Annotated in this window: 18 protein-coding genes; 11 read left to right on the top strand and 7 right to left on the bottom strand. The window is 65.6% G+C overall.

The window, feature by feature from the left end; all coding sequences use genetic code 11:
* Positions 1-144: 144 nt before the first annotated feature.
* Positions 145-2910, top strand: a complete 2766-nt coding sequence (locus tag CK620_RS10305) for a choice-of-anchor D domain-containing protein (RefSeq protein WP_179290627.1) — start codon at positions 145-147, stop codon at positions 2908-2910.
* Between the two features lie 233 nt (positions 2911-3143).
* Here CK620_RS10305 and CK620_RS10300 read toward each other — a convergent pair whose 3' ends face one another.
* Positions 3144-3650, bottom strand: coding sequence for an acyl-CoA thioesterase (locus CK620_RS10300; protein ID WP_095550220.1), 507 nt, complete (start codon positions 3648-3650; stop codon positions 3144-3146).
* 30 nt (positions 3651-3680) lie between these two features.
* On the bottom strand, positions 3681-5147 hold the full coding sequence (locus CK620_RS10295; protein ID WP_238946095.1) for an MFS transporter: 1467 nt from the start codon (positions 5145-5147) through the stop codon (positions 3681-3683).
* A 370-nt stretch (positions 5148-5517) separates the two neighbouring features.
* On the opposite strand from CK620_RS10295, the gene CK620_RS10290 reads away from it, so the two are divergent.
* The 10 genes from CK620_RS10290 to CK620_RS10245 all read left to right on the top strand — a co-directional run bounded on the left by CK620_RS10290 (position 5518) and on the right by CK620_RS10245 (position 16596).
* The gene (locus CK620_RS10290; RefSeq protein WP_095550218.1) at positions 5518-6981 is read left to right on the top strand and encodes an FAD-binding oxidoreductase; all 1464 of its coding nucleotides are present in this window, start codon (positions 5518-5520) and stop codon (positions 6979-6981) included.
* 123 nt (positions 6982-7104) lie between these two features.
* Positions 7105-7806 (top strand): toxin-antitoxin system YwqK family antitoxin, encoded by a 702-nt coding sequence (locus tag CK620_RS10285; protein WP_143326045.1) that lies wholly within the window; start codon positions 7105-7107, stop codon positions 7804-7806.
* Between the two features lie 124 nt (positions 7807-7930).
* Positions 7931-9142 (top strand): tryptophan synthase subunit beta, encoded by a 1212-nt coding sequence (gene trpB / locus CK620_RS10280; RefSeq protein WP_095550345.1) that lies wholly within the window; start codon positions 7931-7933, stop codon positions 9140-9142.
* A 225-nt stretch (positions 9143-9367) separates the two neighbouring features.
* A complete protein-coding gene (locus CK620_RS10275; protein ID WP_095550216.1) occupies positions 9368-10924 on the top strand; it encodes a DASS family sodium-coupled anion symporter in 1557 nt (518 codons plus the stop codon).
* A 331-nt stretch (positions 10925-11255) separates the two neighbouring features.
* Entirely contained in the window at positions 11256-11771 is a 516-nt protein-coding gene (grpE, locus tag CK620_RS10270) for a nucleotide exchange factor GrpE (RefSeq protein ID WP_095542846.1), read from the top strand.
* 321 nt (positions 11772-12092) lie between these two features.
* On the top strand, positions 12093-14027 hold the full coding sequence (gene dnaK, locus CK620_RS10265) for a molecular chaperone DnaK (protein WP_095550214.1): 1935 nt from the start codon (positions 12093-12095) through the stop codon (positions 14025-14027).
* A gap of 74 nt (positions 14028-14101) precedes the next feature.
* Positions 14102-14503, top strand: a complete 402-nt coding sequence (locus tag CK620_RS10260; protein ID WP_275250713.1) for a PIN domain-containing protein — start codon at positions 14102-14104, stop codon at positions 14501-14503.
* Positions 14491-14733, top strand: coding sequence for a toxin-antitoxin system HicB family antitoxin (locus CK620_RS10255; protein ID WP_095550213.1), 243 nt, complete (start codon positions 14491-14493; stop codon positions 14731-14733). The genes CK620_RS10260 and CK620_RS10255 overlap by 13 nt, the downstream gene beginning before the upstream one ends.
* 19 nt (positions 14734-14752) lie before the next feature.
* Entirely contained in the window at positions 14753-15889 is a 1137-nt protein-coding gene (dnaJ, locus tag CK620_RS10250) for a molecular chaperone DnaJ (protein WP_095550212.1), read from the top strand.
* A gap of 266 nt (positions 15890-16155) precedes the next feature.
* Entirely contained in the window at positions 16156-16596 is a 441-nt protein-coding gene (locus CK620_RS10245; protein ID WP_095542844.1) for an HIT family protein, read from the top strand.
* 19 nt (positions 16597-16615) lie between these two features.
* Here the strand turns inward: CK620_RS10245 and CK620_RS10240 are convergent, their stop codons facing one another.
* From CK620_RS10240 to CK620_RS10225, 5 genes are all read right to left on the bottom strand, one after another.
* The gene (locus CK620_RS10240) at positions 16616-18334 is read right to left on the bottom strand and encodes a C13 family peptidase (RefSeq protein ID WP_179290626.1); all 1719 of its coding nucleotides are present in this window, start codon (positions 18332-18334) and stop codon (positions 16616-16618) included.
* Between the two features lie 143 nt (positions 18335-18477).
* On the bottom strand, positions 18478-18606 hold the full coding sequence (locus tag CK620_RS14410) for a hypothetical protein (protein ID WP_275250710.1): 129 nt from the start codon (positions 18604-18606) through the stop codon (positions 18478-18480).
* 22 nt (positions 18607-18628) lie between these two features.
* On the bottom strand, positions 18629-19441 hold the full coding sequence (locus CK620_RS10235; protein WP_095550210.1) for a sulfite exporter TauE/SafE family protein: 813 nt from the start codon (positions 19439-19441) through the stop codon (positions 18629-18631).
* Positions 19442-19699: 258 nt separating this feature from the next.
* Complete coding sequence (locus tag CK620_RS10230) at positions 19700-21667, bottom strand: TRAP transporter large permease (RefSeq protein WP_095550209.1); 1968 nt, start codon at positions 21665-21667, stop codon at positions 19700-19702.
* Between the two features lie 23 nt (positions 21668-21690).
* Positions 21691-22314, bottom strand: a complete 624-nt coding sequence (locus CK620_RS10225) for a TRAP transporter small permease subunit (RefSeq protein WP_095538961.1) — start codon at positions 22312-22314, stop codon at positions 21691-21693.
* Between the last annotated feature and the right edge of the window lie 29 nt (positions 22315-22343).

Genomic DNA, 22343 nt, shown 5'->3' with positions numbered 1-22343 from the left:
CACTACCATCACACAAAGCTCACAGCGCCTATTCGCCAGGAGCGCACTTTTCAAAATCCCAGTGGCGCCAAGATGACTGGTATTCAAAGACCACTGTTACACTTGCAGCCCATTGCTTTTTTCTGCAACAGCCGGAGGAGATCCATGGCATCTAGACATATTGGCGCACTTGGCATGCTGGCCATTGGCGCTGCATTGCTCCCTATCACAGGGGCCCATGGGCAGGAAAGCCCATCACCACTGCCCCCGCACATCTACGAGCAAGGCGATTTCCGCGTGGTCTATCAAGCCCCTTGGCAAGACCTGCTGGAGAAGTTCAAGCTGTTCGACCATGTCACCTCTGGCTTTGCTGGCGGGGAAATTCAGTGGTACTACAACGATGCCAACCGGCCCGCTGCCTATGCCTCTGCCAACGAAGCCATTGCCGCGCTGCAAAACGGCATGCAGCAATGGCAGACGGTGTGCAATGTGCGCTTCGTCTACAAAGGCACGACCACCAATCTGCCGGGGCTGGCACTCGATGGCAAATTTGATGGCCAAAGCACGATCGGCTGGCACGACCCAGGCAACAACAGCGTTGCGGGCACAGGCGGCGTGGGTACGTCAAACGGCCAGGCCAAAGAAGGCGATGTCTGGCTGTCTTCGCGCTACCGGGCCAGCAACAAAACCATCATCCATGAACTGGGCCACATGATGGGCATTGCCCATTCCGATGTGGATGGTGTCGTGATGTCCGGCCCGCCGCTGACGAGTTACTCCCCAAACCCATCCCAGACTCTGCAGCCCGACGACATCGCAGCCTGCCACCATCTCTACGGCGCGCCCTCGACTGGCACGGTGATTGCCGCAGTGGCGCCCACGGTGCTGAATTTCGGCAATGTGGTGCAAGGGCAAACTTCTGCCGCCCAAACGGTGACCTTGACTAATCAGGGCACGGCCGATTTGACGCTGACGCAAGCGCCCAGCGTAGCCGCGCCTTTTGCCATTGCCGCAACCGGCACGACCTGTGCGGCCAACACCACCCTGGCAGCCAGCCAGAGTTGCACAGTCGCCGTGACGTACACGCCTACGGCACTGGGCGGCTCATCGGGCTCGCTGACCTTCAAGCACAATGCCTCGCCGGCAACCACCACCGTGCCACTGAACGGCACTGGGGTTGCTGCCCCAACGCCAGTCGTGCAGCTGACGCCCGATCCCGTGAATTTCGGGGCCGTCACCGTGGGGAGCAATGCCCAGCAAGACGTGACGGTGCGCAATAGCGGCAACGCGCCCTTGAACCTGACGCAAATCACTGCCCCAGCGCCCTTCAGCGTCATCGGAGGCAGCTGCGCTGTAGGCACTCCCGTGGCCGCAGGCAGCACCTGCACCGTGCAGCTGCGCTTTACGCCTGCCAGCGCAGGCAATGCACAAGAGCTGCTGCGCATCACGCACAATGGCACACCCAATGTCAGCGAATTGTCTTTGAGAGGCCAGGGCGTCAATGCCGCGGCCCCCAATGCGCAGTTGAGCACCAGCGCGCTCAACTTCAGCGGTATTGCGCTCAACAGCACCTCGCCAGCGCAAACCGTCACGCTGACCAACAATGGCACGGCTCCGCTGCGCTTGGGGGCAGCGCCTGCAGTTGCCGCCCCCTTCCAGATCACCGGCGGCACCTGCACAGCCAACATGAACATTGCCCCTGGTGACAGATGCACCATCAGCGTGGTCTTCAAGCCCACGACCGCAGGCCCAGCCAATGGCTCGCTGAGCATTGCCCACAATGCCGCCGGCAGCCCATCAACCGTGGCCCTGCGCGGCGTGGGCCAGGCTGCGCCAGCGCCCAATGTGCAGCTCTCGCCCACCACGCTGGATCTTGGCAACACCACAGTGGGCGAGAGTTCGGCAGTCCAGACCGTGACCTTGACCAACAACGGCACAGGCCCGCTGACCTTGGGGGCAGCACCCACCGTATCCGGTCCCTTCGAGATCGCCGCTGGCAGCACCTGCACCGCCGGCGCAAACATCGCCGCAGGCGGCAGCTGCTCCATCGACGTGGTCTTCAAGCCCACGGCCGCTGGCCCAGCCAACGGCACGCTGAGCATTGCCCACAATGCCGCAGGCAGCCCATCGACCGTGGCCCTGCGCGGCTCGGGCCAGGCTGCGCCAGCACCCAATGTGCAGCTCTCGCCCACCACGCTGGATCTTGGCAACACCACAGTGGGCGAGAGCTCGGCAGTCCGAACCGTGACCTTGACCAACAACGGCACAGGCCCGCTGACCTTGAGCGCTGCACCCACCGTATCCGGTCCCTTCGAGATCGCTGCTGGCAGCACCTGCACCGCCGGCGCAAACATCGCCGCAGGCGGCAGCTGCTCCATCGACGTGGTCTTCAAGCCCACGGCCGCTGGCCCAGCCAACGGCACGCTGAGCATTGCCCACAATGCCGCAGGCAGCCCATCGACCGTGGCCCTGCGCGGCGCGGGCCAGGCTGCACCAGCGCCCACTGCGCAGGTCTCGGTCGGCCATTGGGGGTTTGGCGTGCTCGCCGTGGGCAATGAATCTGCACCGGCCTCCATCACCTTCACCAACAGTGGCACGGCGCCGCTGACCCTGACGAGCCCGCCCTCGCTGACAGGCCCCAATGCCACAGCCTTCGTGCTGGATGTGGGCAGCTGCAACGTGGCAACGCTGGCTCCCGGTGCAAGCTGCACGGTGCAAGTGCGGTTCAAGCCCACGGCCACCGGCCTGCAAGAGGCTGAACTGCACTTCAGCCACGATGCCGCAGGCAGCCCGACCATCGTGCGCCTGCGTGGCGGCGTGCCGCTGGGCGCAACACCCGTGCCGGCGCTGGCACCGCTGCTGCTGCTGCTGCTCTCGCTGGGCCTGGGCGCCACCGGCCTGCTGCAGCGTGGCCTGCGGCGCAAGGCATGAAAATGCCATGAGCCCAGGCGGCCTGCCCGCTGCCAAGCTGGTGTGAAGCCAGCTGGCAGCAGACAGCGCGAAGCGGGAAAACCGCCGCCTCATTCTCATTGAGGCGCGCGAAACCCAAAACGGCCCCGTCCATGGCACAAAGCCATGGACGGGGCCGTTTTTCATCGGCGCCTATGTGCTTGGCAGCGGCAGGCGCGCATCCCCGCCATCGGCGGCAGCAGGCTCCAAAAATTTCACCCCCCGGCACCCGCCTTGTGGGCCTGCGTCTCAGGCGGCAATTGCAGGCGCTGCAGGGTTTGGCGCAGCGGCTCGGGCAAAGGCACGGGGCGGCGGCTGTCGCGATCGACATAAACGTGCACGAAATGCCCGCGCGCGGCGCACAGCGCCTGGCCTTCGGCAAAGATTCCCAGTTCATAGCGCACGCTGGAGCGCCCCAGGTGTGCGGTGCGCAAGCCCACGTCAATGGCCTGCGGAAAGGCCAGCGGCGCGAAGTAATTGCACTGGGTCTCAATCACCAGGCCGATGACGCTGCCTGCATGGATGTCCAGCACGCCCTGGTTGATGAGGTAACGGTTGACGGCGGTGTCGAACCAGCTGTAGTAGACGACGTTGTTGACGTGGCCATAAATGTCGTTGTCGCTCCAGCGCGTGTCGATGCGCTCGAAAGCGGCAAAGGCGCTGCGCGGCAAAGGCTCAGGCCGAGAGGCTGAAGAAGGCGAAGGGGTGCTGGCAGTGTGCATGGTCGGTCTAGGAGAAAAAGAAAACGATGGTCAGGAAAAGCGGCTGCGACGCAGCACGCTGGCCAGGGCAGCCAGCAATGCACAGCCGGCAGCCAATGCAAAAGCGGTTTGCGGCCCACCCAGATAGTGCGGCGGCGGCCACAGCGTGAACACGCCGGCGGCCAGCGCCGCGCCCAGCGATTGCCCCGTCAGACGGGCCGTGCCCAGCATGCCGCCTGCGGCGCCGCTGCGCGTGCGCGGGCCGGCCGTGAGGATGATGTGATTGTTGGGCGACTGGAACAAGCCAAAGCCCGCGCCGCACAGCCAAGCCGCGCAGCCCAGTGCCCACAACGGCGCATGCAGCGGCAGCAAGGCCAGCAGCAGCAACCCTGCCGCCAACACCAGCATGCCCAGCGCGCCCAACACCGCGCCGGGAAAGCGCCCGATGCTGCGCCCGGCCCACGGCGCCACCAACGCAATGGCCAGGGGCCACATGCTCACCAACAAACCCGTCTGCCACGGCGCATGGTGCAGGATGCTCAGGCTCAGAAACGGCAGGGCAATGAAGCTGAGCATTTGCGCCGCAAAAGCCATCACCGAGGCGCACATGGACAGCGCAAACACCGGAATGCGCAGCAAATCCAGCGGCAGCAGCGGCTCGGGCAGCCGGCGCTGGCGGCGCACGTGCCAGATCCACAGCAGCAGACTCAAGCCCAATACAGCCGCGCCCAGGCGGCCATGCCAGCCCCAGTGGCCATGCGCCAGCCAGTGCGACAAGCCATGCGCGGCCAGCGCATCCACGGCCCAGAACAGCAGACCGAAGGCCAGGATGTTGAGCAACCAGTCCAGCGCCGAAAACGGCGTGCGCCCGCTGCACTGGCCCACCGGCAGATGGCGCCGCCCCAGCAGCACCACGGCCAGCGCTAGCGGCACGCCCAACGCAAACAGCCAATGCCAGGACAGCAGCGACAGCACCAGCGAGGCCAGCGCCGGGCCTGCCACGGCGGCCATGGCCACGGTCATGGCATTCAAGGCAATGCCACGCCCCAGCAAGGCGCTGGGATAGACCTGACGCACCAGCGCGGCATTGACGCCCATGACAGCCGCGCCGGCCACGCCCTGCGCCGCGCGGCACAGCACCAACAGCCACAACGCTGGCGCCAGCGCGCACAGCAGCGCGGCGCAGGCAAACAGGCCCATGCCCCACAAATACACGCGGCGGTAGCCCAGGCGCTCGCCCAGCGAGGCCATGGGCAGCAGCAGGCCCAGCACGGCCAACTGATAACCCGTGACGACCCAGACGGCCGAGGCCGCTGGCACATCAAAAGCGCGCGCGATCTTGGGCAGCGCCAGCGTCACGATGGAGCCATCGAGCACCACCAGCACCAGGCCCAGCAGGATCACGACCACGGCCTTGCGCCGCTGCACTGGCGGCAGGCCATCGGCCTGTTCGGCCGTGGCCTGTGGGGCTGCGGTTGTCGTGGGCGCTGGGGGGTGCAGAAGATCGGCGGCGGGCACGGTAAGAGCCTGTTCAAAGTCTCGGCGCGAGTGGGCAAGAAGCGGTTTGGGCTGGGCTGCAAAGCGCCGCCTTACACACATCTCGCAGCCATGACTCTCTGGGGCCTATAGCGGCTTTGCGGGCGCCGCAAAGCGCCTAAATCCCCTGGATCGCCTGCCGTGCAGAGATTTTCAACGGGTTCTCCGCAGGCTGCGAAGTCAGTGGCTGCGCTGGCGGCGATTATCACGGCCATGGCACCTGGCCTGCCGGCCCCAGACCCGTGTCGCTGTCGCACGCGGATCATGGCCGATGGGGCGAAGAATCACGAAATAATGCGCCCTTTGCACAGGCTCTGATCCCAGCTTCACGGCACAGAAAGGACACGCACGCATGACCACCGAATCCCTGCTCCAGCTGTTGCGCCAGACCGTGGGCGAGGCCCACGTGCTCACCGGCACCGGGCTGGAGCGCTACGAGCGCGACTGGCAGCAGCGCGTGCATGGCAAGGCCCTGGCTGTGGTGCGCCCGGCCAGCACGGCCGAGGTGGCTGCCGTGCTGGCTGCCTGCGCCCAAGCGCAGGTGGCGGTGGTGCCCCAGGGCGGCAACACCGGGCTGGTGGCAGGCGGCGTGCCCGATGCCTCGGGCACGCAAGTGGTGTTGAGCCTGCAACGCATGCAGGCAGTGCGCGCCATCGATGCGCACAACATGACCATGACGGTCGAGGCCGGCTGCACGCTGCATCAGGTGCAACAGGCTGCCGCTCAAGCCGGCCTGTTGTTCCCGCTCAGCCTGGGCTCGGAGGGCAGTTGCACCATCGGCGGCAATCTGGCCACCAACGCTGGCGGCACGCAGGTGGTGCGCTATGGCAATGCGCGCGAACTCTGCCTGGGTCTGGAAGTCGTCACCGCCCAGGGGCAGGTCTGGGAGGGGCTTTCGGGCCTGCGCAAGGACAACACCGGCTACGACCTGCGCGATTTGTTCATCGGCAGCGAAGGCACGCTGGGCGTCATCACCGCCGCCACGCTGCGCCTGTACCCGCAGCCGGTGGCGCAGCTGACGGCCTGGGTGGCGCTGCCCGACCTGCAGCAAGCCAGCGCCCTGCTGCAACTGGCGCGCCAGCAGCTCGATGCGGGCCTGAGCGGCTTTGAGGTCATGAACCAGTTTGCGCTGAGCCTGGTGGCCAAGCACCTGCCGCAGCTGCGCCCGCCAATGTGGCAAAGCCAGCCTTGGTGCGTGCTGCTGGAACTCTCGGACAGCGAGTCCGAGCAACACGCCCGCGCGCGTTTCGAGCAGCTGCTGGAGGCGGCGCTTGAGCAGGGCCTGATCAGCGACGCCATCGTCGCCGCCAGTTTGCAGCAGGCCCAGGAGCTGTGGCACGTGCGCGAGGGCATCACCCTGGCGCAAGCGCAGGAGGGGCAGAACCTCAAGCACGATGTGTCGATCGCCATCTCCGCCATCCCGCAGTTCGTGCAGCAGGCCAATGCCGCGCTGCTGCAGGCCTGGCCCGATGTGCGCATCCTCACCTACGGCCACCTGGGCGACGGCAACCTGCACTACAACGTGCAGCACCCGCAGGGCCAGACGCCAGCGCAGTTCAATGCCCGCCACGGCCAGGCGATTTCCGAGACGGTGTACGCGCTGGTGCGGCGCTTTGGCGGCTCCATCTCGGCCGAGCACGGCATCGGCGCCCTCAAGCGCGATACGCTGCCCCAATACAAATCCCCCGTGGCGCTGCAGCTCATGCGGGCCATCAAGCAAGCGCTCGATCCGCAAGCACTCATGAACCCCGGCAAGGTGCTGGCCTGGCCAACGGCCTCACAAGGCGGCCAAAGCGCCCCAAGCGGTGCAGAATAGCGCTTGCCGATAAGCCCCCGCCCTGCTCGCCCGCTGGCTAGCCCGACATTGGCAAAACGCTCGCGGCGGCAGGGCCATTCACTGTTTTTGGGAGAACCGAGCATGAAAAAAAGCGTGTATGCCATGAAACCCCGCGCCGCCCTGGCAGCCGTAGTGGCCGCAGCCCTGCCGCTGCTGATGGCCTGCCAGAGCGCCCCGACCACGCCTACAGCGCAAGACCTGGCGGCCAAGACCCAGGCGCTGGCGTCACCGGTGCCGGTGCTGGCGCTGGACGCCAAGGGCCAGGCCATCATTGCCTACTTTGGCGCAGCCGATACGCCTCAGGAAGGTCAGCTGATGCAAGCGCCGCAGGAGCGCGGCTTCTACCGCATTTATCTGGGCAAGAACAACGCCGGCCAGCACCTGATCCAGGACATGTACCAGTCCAACGGCGCTGCGCAGACAGATGCCTTCGCCGTCGAGGCCAGCGCCAATCTGCAGGAGTGGGAAGTCATCGCCCAGGAGGGCGAGATCGTCTACTACCGCCCCAGCGGCGAAGTGCGCGGCCGCACCGGCTACCGCGGCGGCCAGTTGCACGGGCGCGATGTCTACTACAACAACGATGGCTCCGAGCGCTCGCTGTTCAGCTGGCGCGATGGCCTGCTCGAAGGGCCCTTCTTCGCGCGCGAGCCGGGCACGCAGCGCAGCGTCAGCGGCATGGCGCAAAACGATGAAATCGTCGACATCGGCGGCACCGACGCCCAGGGCGCGCCCCTGACGCCCGAGCAAGCGCTGGATTTGCTCGAAACCTCGCTGCACGAGTGGCACAAGGACATCTTCGAGTAAGCGCCAGCCAACGCCCCGTCAAAGCCATACGCCTGGCACGCCAAGCTCGCCCAGTGTGCGTGCCAGCGCGATGCTTTGATGCTCTCCCGTGCCATCCAAAGCATTGACTGACATCAAACAGGCCATGAATTCGCCCACCCCGACCTTCGCCCCCATGCCCGATGCCCAGGGCTTCTTCGGCCCCTACGGCGGCCAGTTCATCCCGCCCGAACTCAAACAGGCGATGGACGAGATCGACCGGGCCTATGAAGACATTCGACAGCGCAAGGATTTCCAGCAGGAGCTGGCCGAGCTGTTTGCCGATTACGTCGGCCGCCCCAGCCCCATCTTCCACGCCAGGCGCCTGTCGGCGCAGCTGGGCGGCGCGCAAATCCACTTGAAGCGCGAAGACCTCAACCACACCGGCGCGCACAAGATCAACCACTGCCTGGGCGAGGCGCTGCTGGCGCGCTTCATGGGCAAGAAGAAGGTGATCGCCGAAACCGGCGCCGGCCAGCATGGCGTAGCGCTGGCCACCGCCTGCGCCATGGTCGGCATCCCCTGCGAGATCCACATGGGGCAGGTGGATGTGGAAAAGGAGCATCCCAACGTCACCAAGATGCGCATCCTGGGCTGCAAACTGGTGGCGGTGACGCGCGGCGCGGCCACCTTGAAGGAGGCGGTGGACAGCGCCTTCGAGGAATACCTGAAGAACCCGCAGGACTATCTGTATGCCATCGGCTCGGTGGTCGGACCGCATCCGTTTCCGAAGATGGTGCGCGATTTCCAGGCCATCATTGGCCGCGAGGCGCGCGCGCAGTTCCTCGCCAAACATGGCCGCCTGCCCGACTTTGTCACCGCCTGCGTGGGCGGCGGCTCCAACGCCATCGGCATGTTCACCGCCTTTCTGGACGATGCCGATGTGCAGTTGGTGGGCGTCGAGCCCGCTGGCGAGGGGCTGGACAAGCCTGGCCGCCATTCGGCCACGCTCACGCGCGGCCATCCGGGGCACATCCACGGCATGGCCTGCTATGTGCTGGAAGAGGCCGAAGGCGTGCCGGCGGCGGTGCATTCGATTGCCTCGGGGCTGGACTATCCGGGCGTCGGCCCGCAGCACAGCTACCTCAAGGACATTGGCCGGGTGCAGTACCAGACCGCCAGCGATGAGGAAGCGCTGCAGGCCTTCATGACCCTGTCGCGCGTCGAGGGCATCATCCCGGCGCTGGAAAGCGCGCACGCAGTGGCCTGGGCCATGCGCAGTGCGGCCACGCTGCCTGCCGATCGGCACATCCTGGTCAACCTCTCCGGGCGCGGCGACAAGGATGCCGACTACGTGGCCGACAAGCTCGGGCTGTGACACGCATCAGCCAATGCCATGAACCCGCCTGCGCGGCCACTGAACACACAGCGGCCGCGCATTTTTTTGCCTGCCTGACGAGCATGGCTGCGCGCAGAAACTGCGCAGCCCGCTCAACAACCCTGCCCCTGGCCACGCCCGGCACTTAGAGTGTGTTATGCACACACCCACAACAACAGCGCAGCCGGCAGCAGCGTGCGCCACCGGCACAGACAAGGAGGATTCATGACCACAGCCCATGCCGCCCAGGCCCCTGCCCCTACGCCGCCTGGCAGCAAATTCCCCATCCCCATTGGCCTGCTGGCCGCGCTGGCGGCGCTGCTGCTGGTGTTGGCCCTGCCCACGCCCGAGGGGCTGTCCACTGCCGGGCACCGCATGCTGGCCGTGTTGCTGTTTGCCGTGGTGGTCTGGGTCAGCGAAAGCGTGAGCTACGAAGTCAGCTGCATCGGCATCGTGGCGCTGATTGCGCTGCTGGTGGGCTTCTCGCCACAGGTCAAGCTCGACGCGGCCAAGGCCTTCATCGCCCAGGATCCGCCGGCGCAGCTGATCACCACCAGCAAGGCCATGGGCATGGCGCTGGCGGGCTTTGCCAGCCCGGCCTGGGCGTTGGTGGCCGGCGCCACCTTTCTGGCTGCGGCCATGAGCCACACCGGGCTGGATCGGCGCATTGCCTTGCTCATTCTCAACATCGTGGGCACCAGCACACGGCGCATTTTGCTGGGCGTGATCGCGGTGACCATCGTGCTGAGCCTGCTCGTGCCCAGCGCCACGGCGCGCGTGGCCTGCATCGTGCCCATCATGAGCGGCATCGTCGCCGCCTATGGGGTGGACAAGCGCTCGCGCATTGCCGTGGGCATCTTCATCATGGTGGCGCAGGCCACCAGCGTCTGGAACGTGGCCATCCAGACGGCGGCGGCGCAAAACCTGCTGACCATTGGCTTCATGCAAACGCACATCGGCCAACAGGTCTCGTGGTTCGATTGGCTGATTGCCGGCGGGCCCTGGTCGATCGCCATGTCGGCGGTGCTGTACTTCACCGTGCTCAAGTTCATGCCGCCCGAGGCCGATGAGATCCCCGGCGGCAAGCAGGCCATCGCCCACGAGCTGCAGGCCCTGGGCCCCATGCCCGGCAACCAGCTGCGCCTGCTGCTGACCATGCTGGCGCTGCTGTTCTTCTGGGCCACCGGCGGCGGATTGCTGCACCGCATCGACACCACGACCGTCACCGCCGTGGGCCTGACGCTGCTGTTGCTGCCGGGCATCGGCGTGATCCACTGGAAGGAGGTGCAAAAGCGCGCGCCCTGGGGCACGATCCTGGTGTTCGGCGTGGGCATCAGCCTGGGCACGGCGCTGCTCAACACGGGCGCTGGCCGCTGGCTGGGCGACTGGGTGGTGCGCGCCGCAGGGCTGCAAAGCCTCTCGCCGTTCATGATCTTTGCCATCCTGGCGGCGTTTTTGATCCTCATCCACCTGGGCTTTGCCAGCGCCACGGCCATGGCCTCATTGTTCATGCCAATCATGATCGTCATGTTCCACACCATCGGCCAGGACAACGCCGCCCTCACGCCGCAGGTGCAGCTGGGCCTGTCGATGCTGCTGGGCTTCGTCATCAGTTATGGCTTCATCCTGCCCATCAACGCGCCGCAGAACATGGTCTGCCTGGGCACGGAGACCTTCACCGCCAAGGAGTTCGCCAAGGTCGGCATCGTGTTGACCATCGTCGGCTACCTGCTGATGCTGCTCATGGCGATGAGCTACTGGCCACTGCTGGGCTGGCTGTAAGCCGCCGCGCCGACACAGGCGCACCCCAGTCGCGCCGCGCTGCCAGCCAGGCGCGGCCACTTTTGCCGCCCAGCCCTTGAAAAGTCGCCCCAATGCCCCCAAACGCATGGGGACTGCGCAAATCATTTGCCAACTTGCTGCATGCAGCCCCTAGGGCGGTGGTGCATTGCAAGCCATTTTTCTTGACTTGTCGCGCCGCATGCGGTGCGCTGTTTTTCTTTTGTCTGCCATGTCCATGCCACACGATCCCCATTCGCCCCTTTCTGCTTCCCATGCAGGCCAGCCCGAGGCCGATCTGCCCGAGGGTGCAGACAATGCCAAACCAAGCGACATGGGCGAGCCCGCCGACGTCAACGAAGAGCTGGCCGGCCTGTACGCCGAGATCGAGCAGCTCAAGTCCAACGCCCAGCAGCTGCAGGCGCTGCAAAGCAAGAATGCTGAGCTCTCTGACCAGTACCTGCGCGCCAAGGCCGATGCCGACAACGCCCGCCGCCGCGCCGAGGACGACGTGGCCAAGGCGCGCAAGTTCGGCATTGAATCGTTTGCACAGGACTTGCTGGCCGTGGCCGACAGCCTGGACGCTGCGCTGGCCATTGAAGCGGCCAGCGCCGAGCAATTGCTCGAAGGCACGCGCGCCACGCAGCAGCAGCTGCTGTCGGTGTTCGAGCGCCACAAGCTCAGCCCCATCGCGCCAGAGCTGGGCAGCAAGTTCGACCCCAACCTGCACCAGGCCATCAGCGCCGTGCCGGCCGAGCAGGAAAGCGGCACCATCGTCAGCGTGCTGCAAAAAGGCTATGCCATTGGCGAGCGCATCCTGCGCCCGGCCCTGGTCACCGTTGCGGCCTAAGAGCCTGTTAAAAATCCCGGCGCGAGTGGGCAAGAAGCGGTTTGGGATGGGCTGCAAGGCGCAAAACGCAGCCATAGCTGGGGCTATGGCGAGGCTTTGCAACGCAGCAGAGCGCCCAAATCCGCTCTCTTGACCGCCGTGCAAAGATTTTGAACAGGCTCTAAAAGCCTGTTCAAAGAAGCTGGCCACCGTCCAGGCCAGGCCGCCCCAGGGCACATTTTTCTGCAGGCCGGCCCTTGAAGCCAGGGCGGCCGACCCTAGATAGCGCTCAATGCGATCCTTTGCGGATCCCGAAAATCAATCCAACAGGAGTCCAAACACATGGCAAAAATCATTGGCATCGACCTGGGCACGACCAACAGCTGCGTGTCCGTGATGGAAGGCAACAGCACCCGCGTCATCGAGAACAGCGAAGGCGCGCGCACCACGCCGTCCATCGTCGCCTACCAGCAAGATGGCGAAATCCTCGTGGGCGCATCGGCCAAGCGCCAGGCCGTGACCAACGCGGCCAACACCATCTACGCCGTCAAGCGCCTGATCGGCCGCCGCTTTGAGGATGCCGAGGTGCAAAAGGACATCGACAAGATGCCCTACAAGATCGTCAAGGCCGACAACGGCGACGCCTGGGTCGAAGCCCGTGGCGAGAAGCTTGCGCCCCAGCAGGTCAGCGCCGAAATCCTGCGCAAGATGAAGAAAACCGCCGAGGACTTCCTGGGCGAGCCTGTGACCGAAGCCGTCATCACCGTGCCGGCCTACTTCAACGACGCCCAGCGCCAGGCCACCAAGGATGCCGGCCGCATCGCCGGGCTGGAAGTCAAGCGCATCATCAACGAACCCACCGCTGCGGCCCTGGCCTTCGGCCTGGACAAGGCCGGCAAGGGCGACCGCAAGATCGCCGTGTACGACCTGGGCGGCGGCACGTTTGACGTGTCCATCATCGAAATCGCCGACGTCGATGGCGAGAAGCAGTTCGAGGTGCTCTCCACCAACGGCGACACCTTCCTGGGCGGCGAGGACTTCGACCAGCGCATCATCAACTACATCATCGATGAGTTCAAAAAGGAGCAAGGCGTTGACCTCTCCAAGGACGTGCTGGCCCTGCAACGCCTGAAGGAAGCGGCCGAGAAGGCCAAGATCGAGCTGTCCAACAGCACGCAGACCGACATCAACCTGCCCTACATCACCGCCGACGCCTCTGGCCCCAAGCACCTGAACATCAAGCTCACGCGCGCCAAGCTGGAGTCGCTGGTGGACGATTTGATCGAGCGCTCCATCGAGCCTTGCCGCGTGGCCATCAAGGATGCGGGCGTGAAGGTTTCGGACATCGACGACGTGATCCTGGTGGGCGGCCAAACCCGCATGCCCAAGGTGCAGGAGAAGGTCAAGGAGTTCTTCGGCAAGGAGCCGCGCCGCGACGTCAACCCCGACGAAGCCGTGGCCGTGGGCGCAGCCATCCAGGGCCAGGTGCTCTCGGGCGACCGCTCCGACGTGCTGCTGCTGGACGTCACCCCGCTGTCGCTGGGCATTGAAACCCTGGGCGGCGTGATGACCAAGATGATCACCAAGAACACCACCATCCCGACCAAGCACGCGCAGACCTTCTCCACCGCCGACGACAACCAGCCGGCCGTGACCATCAAGGTCTACCAGGGCGAGCGCGAGATGGCCGCAGGCAACAAGCTGCTGGGCGAATTCAACCTGGAGGGCATTGCCCCCGCGCCGCGCGGCACGCCGCAGATCGAGGTGAGCTTCGACATCGACGCCAACGGCATCCTGCACGTCTCGGCCAAGGACAAGGGCACGGGCAAGGAAAACAAAATCACCATCAAGGCCAACTCCGGCCTCTCCGAGGACGAAATCCAGCAAATGGTGAAAGACGCCGAGCTCAACGCCGCCGAGGACAAGAAAAAGCTCGAACTGGTGCAGGCCAAGAATGAAGGCGAAGCCGCGCTGCACGGCGTGCGCAAGTCCCTGGCCGAGCATGGCGACAAGCTCGACGCCGCCGACAAGGAGGCCATCGAGAAAGCCGCCGCCGACCTGGAAGCAGCCCTCAAGGGTGACGACAAGGACGCCATCACCAGCCAATCGGCCGCGCTGATGACGGCCAGCCAGAAGCTGGGCGAGAAAATCTACGCCGATGCCCAGGCCGCTGCCGGCGCAGGTGCCACCGCCGATGCGGGCGCAGCCGGCGCAGGCACCAAGGCGCAGGACGACGATGTCGTCGACGCCGAGGTCAAGGAAGTCAAGAAGGACTGAGCGGCAAGTCCCTTCGGCTGCTTTGCCATGCGCGACGCACCTGCAGCGCCCGTGGTTCTGGACACCAACGTTTGGTGGCCGGGCTGCGTTCGCCGCATGGTGCGTCGTTCCGCTTGTTGGAACTGCTGCAGCAGAACCGCTTGCGGCCTGCGGTCTCTGTACCGCTGGTGCTGGAATACGAAGCCGTGCTGCTGCGGCATCTGCCCCAGTTGGGTCTGAGCCAGGCGCAATTGCATGCTTTTCTCGACTACCTGTGTGCACGCGGCCAGCACACCACCATCCACTATCTTTGGCGCCCCCATGCCAAGGATGCCAGTGACGATCTGGTACTGGAGGTGGCCCTGGCGGCGCAGGCGCAAGCCATCGTCACTTTCAACACACGCGATCTCCAGCCTGCCGCCCAGCTGGGCATCGAAGTGTTGACCCCGCAGCAATGGCTGCAACAGCTCAGTGAGGAACCGCCATGTCTGCCCTGAACGTTCATCTGCCTGAATCCCTGCACGCCATGGCGCGCCAGCTGGCGGCGGAAGAAGGCATTTCGGTGGATCACCTGATCGCCCTGGCGCTGGCCGAAAAAATCTCCGCCCTCAAGACCGAGGATTACCTCCAATCGCGCAGCCGACGCGCCTGCGAAGACCAATACCAGGCCGTGCTCGATGCCGTCCGCGCACAGGGCAATCGCCCCTTGCCCGACGACGCGCTTTGATTTCTCCCCTGCGATCCCCATGTCCAAACGCGATTACTACGAAGTGCTGGGCGTTCCCAAAAACGCCAGCGACGACGAAATCAAAAAGGCTTACCGCAAGCTGTCCTCCAAGTACCACCCGGATCGCCACCAGGGCGATGAGGCCAAGGCCAGCGCCGAGGCCCGCTTCAAGAAGGGCAAGGAGGCCTACGAAATCCTCTCCGATCCGCAAAAGCGCGCCGCCTACGACCAGTACGGCCACGCCGGCGTGGACCCGAACATGCGCGGCGGCTTTGGCGGCGGCGCCGAAGGCTTTGGCGGCTTTGCCGAGGCCTTTGGCGACATCTTTGGCGACATCTTCAACCAGCGCCGTGGCGGCGGGCGGCAGGTCTACAAAGGCAACGACCTGAGCTACGCCATGGAAATCACGCTGGAGGAAGCCGCCCGCGGCAAGGATGCGCAGATCAAAATCCCCTCGTGGGAAGACTGCAGCACCTGCGAGGGCAGCGGCGCTCGCCCTGGCACCAAAGTCGAGACCTGCTCGACCTGCCACGGCAGCGGCATGGTGCAGATGCGCCAGGGCTTCTTCAGCGTGCAGCAGACCTGCCCCAGCTGCCACGGCAGCGGCAAGCGCATTGCCGAGCCCTGCTCGGCCTGCCACGGCCAGGGCAAACTCAAGACGCAGAAAACCCTGGAAATCAAGATCCCCGCCGGCATCGACGACGGCATGCGCATCCGCTCCAGCGGCAATGGCGAGCCGGGCAGCCACGGCGGCCCGCCGGGCGATCTGTACATCGAGGTGCGCGTCAAGCCGCACGACATCTTCGAGCGCGACGGCGACGACCTGCACTGCACCGTGCCCGTGAGCATGACCACCGCCGCGCTGGGCGGCGAGATCGAAGTGCCCACGCTGGAAGGCAAGGCGGCCATCGACATCCCCGAAGGCACGCAGCCGGGCAAGCAATTCCGCCTGCGCGGCAAGGGCATCAAGGGCCTGCGCTCGAGCATTGCCGGCGATCTGTACTGCCACATCCAGGTGGAGATCCCGGTCAAGCTCACCGAATTCCAACGCAAGACCCTGAAGGAGCTGGACGACTCGCTGAAAAAAGGCGGCGGCAAGCATTCGCCCAGCAGCCAGTCCTTTGCCGACAAGTTCAAACGCTTCTTCGGTGGTTGATGCCATGGCCATGGCGATGGGCCTGGGCGGCAGCGCAGCGCCGCCCGCAAAACATTGCAAAGCATCGCCCGCGGCAAGGTAATTGGGGCGGCCTAGTCCGCACAAAAGGTGGCAATTTGGGAAAGCCTGCGCGAATCTCCCCTGGCCAGTGCCAGTGTGCGCGGTGGATTGAGCGCCATTCACCGCAAATTTGAAGCATTGCCGTGGCTTCGAGGCCGCAACCATTGCGCTACATTTGGCGGCAGGCCCTCATCCACATCCCTGCCATGCCTGAATTCGTCGACACCTCGCCCCCCGGCGTCTGCATCTTCTGCAAGCTCGCCGCTGGGGAAATCCCTGCCGCCCTCGTCTATCAAGATGCGCTGACCCTGGCTTTCATGGACTTGGGCCAGGTCACGCCCGGCCATGTGCTGGTGGCCAGCCGGCGCCACGCCGTGGACTTGTTCGAGCTCACACCCGAGGAATGCGCCGCCGTGATGCAGACCAGCCAGCGCGTGGCGCGCGCCGTGCAAAAAGCCTTCCAGCCCAGCGGAATGACACTGCTGCAGGCCAATGGCCGCAGCGGCGGGCAGACCGTGTTTCACTTCCACATGCACGTCGTGCCCCGCCACGAGGGCGACGGCGTGGGCCTGATCTGGCCGCGCCAGGAGCCCGGCCACGAGGTGCTGCAGGACTACGCCAGCCGCATCCGCGCCGCCATGGCCTGAAAACACTCGCGCCGAGTGTTCAGCGCGCTGGCCGCTGCCAGCGCTGCCAGTGCTGGTCCAGCCACTGTAGGTATTCGGGGCTGGCGTCGAGCATGGGCTCGGAGTGCTCGATGCGCTCCTGGCTGCGCTGCGCCAGGGCCTGCACGGCTGCCGGCATGGCATCCAGCCGCGCCTCGGGTGGCAGCTCTGTGGCGGCGGCCTGGCCTTCGCCCGGCTGCGACTGCAGGGCGCGCTCCCATTGCTGCACCAGCGCGCTGGCTTGCGCAAAGGCTTGGCTCAGGCCCAGGCCAGCCGCCGCGGGCTTGGCCAGCACTTCCTTGAACAAGGCCCGGCCAAAGTAGGTGAACTCGTTTTCATCGGCGCAGCCGAACGAGGCGCGGTCGGCGCGCGAGGCCGTGATGACCAGCGTGTGCGGATCGCGCAGCGCCGGGATGAAGCCGCCCGAGTAGCATGCCGAGACGATGACCACGCGGTGGCGGATGCCCGATTCGCGCAGCAGCTGGCCCAGCGTGGCCGCCGGCAGATCGCGCAGCGGCATGCCGCGCATCTGCAGGCTCAGCTCATGGTCACGCGAGCCGTGGCTGGTCAGAAACAGCAGCAGTACGTCGCGTTGCACGTCCATGACCTGGGCCAGCGCCTTGAGGCTGCGGCGCAGGCTTTCCTGCGTGGCCAGCGGCGTCTGCGCCACGCCGGTGCGGCTGTTGACCAGCGCCAGCGAGCGGCCCTGGGTGCCATAGCGCGAGTCCAGCAGCTCGCGCACATAGGCCGCTTCGCGGCGGAACACTTCCTCTGTGCCGTCGCCTGCGACCACCAGCGCATACAGATCGACCTGCTGCGGATCCTGCGGGCGCAACTGCGCGAAGGCGCGCGCCAGCAGTGCATTCTGGTTGTACAGCGCCGTGTCGATGTTGGCCTGCCACTGCTCGGGCGTGTTGGGCGCGGCATCGCCGCCCTGCTCCCCGCCCAGCCAGCGCCCGGCGCGCCACTGGCCCTTGAGCTGGCGCTGGCCATCGGCCTGCGGCTTGGCCAGGCGCAACGTGCCCTGGCCGTGCATCAGGCCCTGCCTGAACTCGCCCCGATAGACCGCGCCATCGGCGCGGCGCAGCGTGCCGCTGCCGTGCGGCAGACTGGCATGCAGCTGGCCCTTGTAGTGCGCGCCGTCCGGGTAATGCACCACGCCACGGCCCTGAATGCTGCGCCCCCCTTCGGCAAAGCGCCCTTCGATGCGCGTGCCATCGGGCAGCACGATGCGCCCTGCTCCGGTGGGCATGTCCTCCTCAATCTGGCCTTCGTAGCGCACGCCGTTCTGGTCGATCAGCGCGCCTGGGCCATGCGCCTTGCCCTTCTCGAAGCGCCCTTCGATGCGCTGCCCGCCTGCCAGCTCCAGCACGCCCTGGCCATGCGGCAGGTCATCGGCGAACTCGCCCGTATACACCTCGCCATCGGCATAACGCAGGCGCCCATGGCCCGACAACATACCAGCGCGAAACTGCCCTTGGTAGCTGCTGCCATCGGGCCAGCTCAGCTGGCCATGGCCCTCGAACAGGCCTTGCTCGAAAGCGCCTGTGTAGACCATGCCGTTGGGCCACTCCAGCCGCCCCTGACCGTGCAGCAGGCCTTGGCGCAGTGGCCCGTAGTAGCGCCCGCCATCGGGCGTGCGCGCATCGGGCGTGCTCGGCTTGGCCAGCGCCACGCCCCCGGCCAAGCCCAATGCCAGCGCCACTGACAGCGCAGCCACGATGCGCCTGGCCTGCCCACCACATCCGGCCACGACACGGCCGGCCCTTGCACGGTTTGTTTCCCACATGCTGTTGCACCTCTTTGATTGCTGGCCTGCCCCGGCCTGGCCATTGCTGGCGCAGATTGTGGCACGCCGCCCATTCACGCCCATTCACGCATGGACACGCCCAAGCCGGCCCAGTGCGGGAATGCGGCCTCGCGGTCGCCATCGACACGGCCCGCGCTCAGCGCTTGCAGCGCCTGCGCCCGCCCTGTCATCACCCAACCCATGCCTGGCTGTGCAGGCAGGCCGTCAAGCCAAGGCCTTGTAGAGCATGTGCGCGCCCAGCCCGTACAACACCACGGCCAGCACGCGCTTGAGTCGAGCCACGGGCAGGGCATGGGCGGCCCTGGCGCCCAGCGGGGCCATCAGCACGCTGCAAGAGGCAATGACCAGCAGCGCCGGCAGCCAGACATAGCCCAGCGACAGCGGCGGCAGGCCCGGCACGCCCTGGCCGCCCAGCACATAGCCCACGGTGTTGGCCAGCGCAATTGGAAAGCCCAGCGCAGCGCTGGTGGCCACGGCGTTGTGCACGGCCACGTTGCACCAGATCAGAAACGGCACGCTGACAAAGCCGCCGCCCGCGCCCACCAAACCAGAGAGAAAGCCGATGATCCCGCCCGCCCCCAGCAGGCCGGCCGTGCCGGGCAGTTGCCGGCTGGCCGCCGGCTTGCGGTCGAGCAACATCTGCGTGCCGGAGAAGAACACGAAAGCCGCAAAAATCAGCGCCAGGCCAGGCCCTTTGAGCAAGGCAAACACCCCCAGGCTGGCGACCATGGCCCCCAGCACAATGCCTGGCGCCAGGCGCCGCACCACGCCCCAGCGCACCGCGCCGCGCTTGTGGTGCGCGCGCAGGCTGCTGATGGAGGTGAAGACGATGACGGACATGGCAGTGGCAATGGCCATCTTCAGGGCCAGGCCAGGCTCTACCCCGCGCGAGGCCAGCAGTGCCGAGAGAAACGGCACCATGATCATGCCGCCGCCAATGCCCAGCAGGCCAGCAAGAAAACCGGACACCAGGCCCAGCAAGGCCAGCGATGCAATGAACCAGGGCTCCAAAGGCATGGTGTTGTTGCTTTCGTTCTTGTCAGCAGGTCATGGCGCGCGCGCGGGGAAAGCCTGGAGGCGATGCGCTCAGGGCCTGCTCAGGATCTTGGTGCGAGTGGGCAAGACGCGGTTGGGATTTGGGCTGCAAGACGCCCTGCGTTGCGCACATCTTGCAGCCCCGTCTGGTGCGCATGGCAAGGCTTTGAGGGCGCTGCAGACCGCCCTAACGCTCCATTACCGAGCGCGCAGGGATTTCGAGAATCGGCTCTTGCTCCGTCAGCCACCCATCGCCCTGCGCACGGCATCGGCGGCCGCGTCCTCATCGCTGGGGGCGGCCTGCGGCTGCTCGGCCTGAACAGGCCTGGGCTGTTCGGCGCCAGCCTCGGGCTGGGGCTGCTGCAAGCCAGGCAACAACAAATCGCCGCTGCCGCTGTCCGCCGCGGCGCCGTTGTCTGCTTGGCCAGCGCCTGTATCAGCGCTCTGGCTGAATGGGTCGTTGATGCTTGGGCTGAAAAGATCATTAGCTCCACCGGCCCCGTCGCCATAGCCCTGGCTGAACGGGTCGTTGGCGCTGCCGCCATCGCCATAGCCCCCGGTGCCGAGGGCGTCGAGCATTTGCGCGCCAGCGGCTTCCAGATCCACCTCAACGGGTTTGTCCAAACGGCCCGTGACCAGGCCAGGGAAGGCCACCAACATGCCGACCATGAACAACTGGATGAACAGGAACGGGATGGCGCCGCGGTAGATCTGCATGGTCGTCACCGGCTCCACCACCTGGCGCGTGACGCGGTCCACATAGGGTTTGTCAGGCGCGACCGAGCGCAGGAAGAACAGCGCAAAGCCAAAGGGCGGGTGCATGAACGAGGTCTGCATGTTCATGGCCAGCAGCACGCCAAACCAAATCAGGTCAATGCCCATGGACTCGGCCACCGGCGCCAGCAGCGGCACGACGATGAAAGACAGTTCGAAGTAATCCAGAAAGAACGCCAGGAAGAACACCAGCACGTTCACCACGATCAAAAAGCCCATCTGGCCGCCAGGCAGCGCAGACAGCAGGTGCTCCACCCACAGCGGGCCATCGGCAGCCTGGAAGACCATGCTGAACGTGGTTGCGCCGATCAGGATGAACATCACGAAGCTGGTCAGCCGCGTCGAGGCCGCCAGCGCCTGCTTGAACAGCGCCATGTCCAGGCGGCGGCGCAGCACGCCCAGCACGATGGCGGCCATGGCGCCCATGGCGCCGCCTTCGGTGGGCGTGGCAATGCCCAGGAAGATGGTGCCCAGCACCAGGAAGATCAGCAGCAGCGGCGGAATCAGCACGAAAGTCACGCGCTCTGCCAGTTGCGACAGCAGGCCCAGGCCCAACAAGCGGTTGACGCTGGCAATGACGAAGGCCACGAAGGTGCCGCCACACAGCGCAGTAACGATTTTTTCGTCCAGCGGCACGTCCTGCACCGGCTGGCCGCTCCACCAGGTGTGCAGCTGCGCCATCTGCGAGGCCAGCAGCAGCGACACCACGGTCGACAGGCCCAGCAGCACCATCAGTGAGGGATAGCCAGAGCTGCCATTGGCCTCGCGGTAGGTGCGCGCCTCAGGCGGCAGCGCCGGCACGCGCTCGGGCTTGAAGATCGCCAAAAACAGCACCCAGGCCACATAGCAGCCCACCAGCATCAGCGCCGGCATCATCGCGCCTTTGTACATATCGCCCACGCTGCGATTGAGCTGGTCGGCCATCAAAATCAGCACCAGCGAGGGCGGAATGATCTGCGCCAGCGAGCCCGAGGCGGCAATGGCCCCGCTGGCCAAGCGCCGGTCGTAACCGTAGCGCAGCATGATGGGCAGCGAGATCAGGCCCATGGAAATCACAGAGGCGGCCACCACCCCGGTCGTGGCCGCCAGCAGCGCGCCCACGAACACCGCCGCCAGCGCCAAGCCGCCACGGATCGGGCCGAACACCTGGCCGACCGTCTCGATCAAGTCCTCGGCCATGCCGCTGCGCTCCATCACCAGCCCCATCAGCGTGAAGAACGGCACGGCCAGCAAAGTATCGTTGGCCAGAATGCCCAACAGGCGCTGCGGCAGCCAGGCCAGGATCGAGGACGGAAACACCCCCAGCTCGATACCGATGAAGCCAAACAACAGCCCGCAGGCCCCCAGGCTGAACGCCACCGGAAAGCCCAGCAGCAAGAACACCACCAGCCCCGCAAACATGATCGGGGCGTAATTGCTCGCAATGAATTCCATGCTCGTGTACTCCGGCTGCGCAATCAGGACTGGGGCTGGCCCGCTGCAGGCTGCGCCCCCTGCTCTTCTTGCGTTTGCTGGCGCAGCGCCTCGGCCAGCTCCTGTTCGGCCGTGGCCTGACTCAAGCGGCCCATCGGGTCAGGGCCCTGGCCGCGCAAAAAGGCAATGCGCTTGATCAACTCTGACCAACCCTGCAACATCAGCAGCGTCACGCCCACCGGAATGGCCAGCCACACTGGCCAGCGCACCAGGCCGCCGGAATTGCCCGAAGTCTCACCCGACTGGTACATCTGCAGCACCACCGGCCAAGTCAGGTAAATGATCACCAGGCACAGCGGCGTGAGAAACAACGCAAAGCCCACGATGTCAATCCAAACCTGCACCTTCTTGGGCAAGCGGCTGTTGAGCACATCAATGCGCACATGCTCACGGTGCAGCAGCGTATAGCCGGCCGCAATCAGAAACGACCAGGCGAACAAATACCACTGGATCTCCAAAAACGCATTGGAGCTGACCCCCAGCAACTTGCGCACCAGCGCATTGACGGCGCTGATCAGCGTGGCCACGAAAATCAACCAGATCGCATAGCGGCCAATGAAGGCATTGAGCCAATCAACGCCCCGTGAAAAAAGCAGCAGCAGGTTCATCTCTGTAATGGGCTGTGGTGTGAAAAAGC

Source organism: Vandammella animalimorsus, from assembly GCF_002285285.1.
In the GTDB taxonomy this organism is placed as follows: Bacteria; Pseudomonadota; Gammaproteobacteria; order Burkholderiales; family Burkholderiaceae_C; genus Lampropedia; species Lampropedia animalimorsus.
The sequence above is the reverse complement of the archived record's forward strand: the minus strand, read 5'-3'. Positions and strand labels throughout refer to the sequence as shown.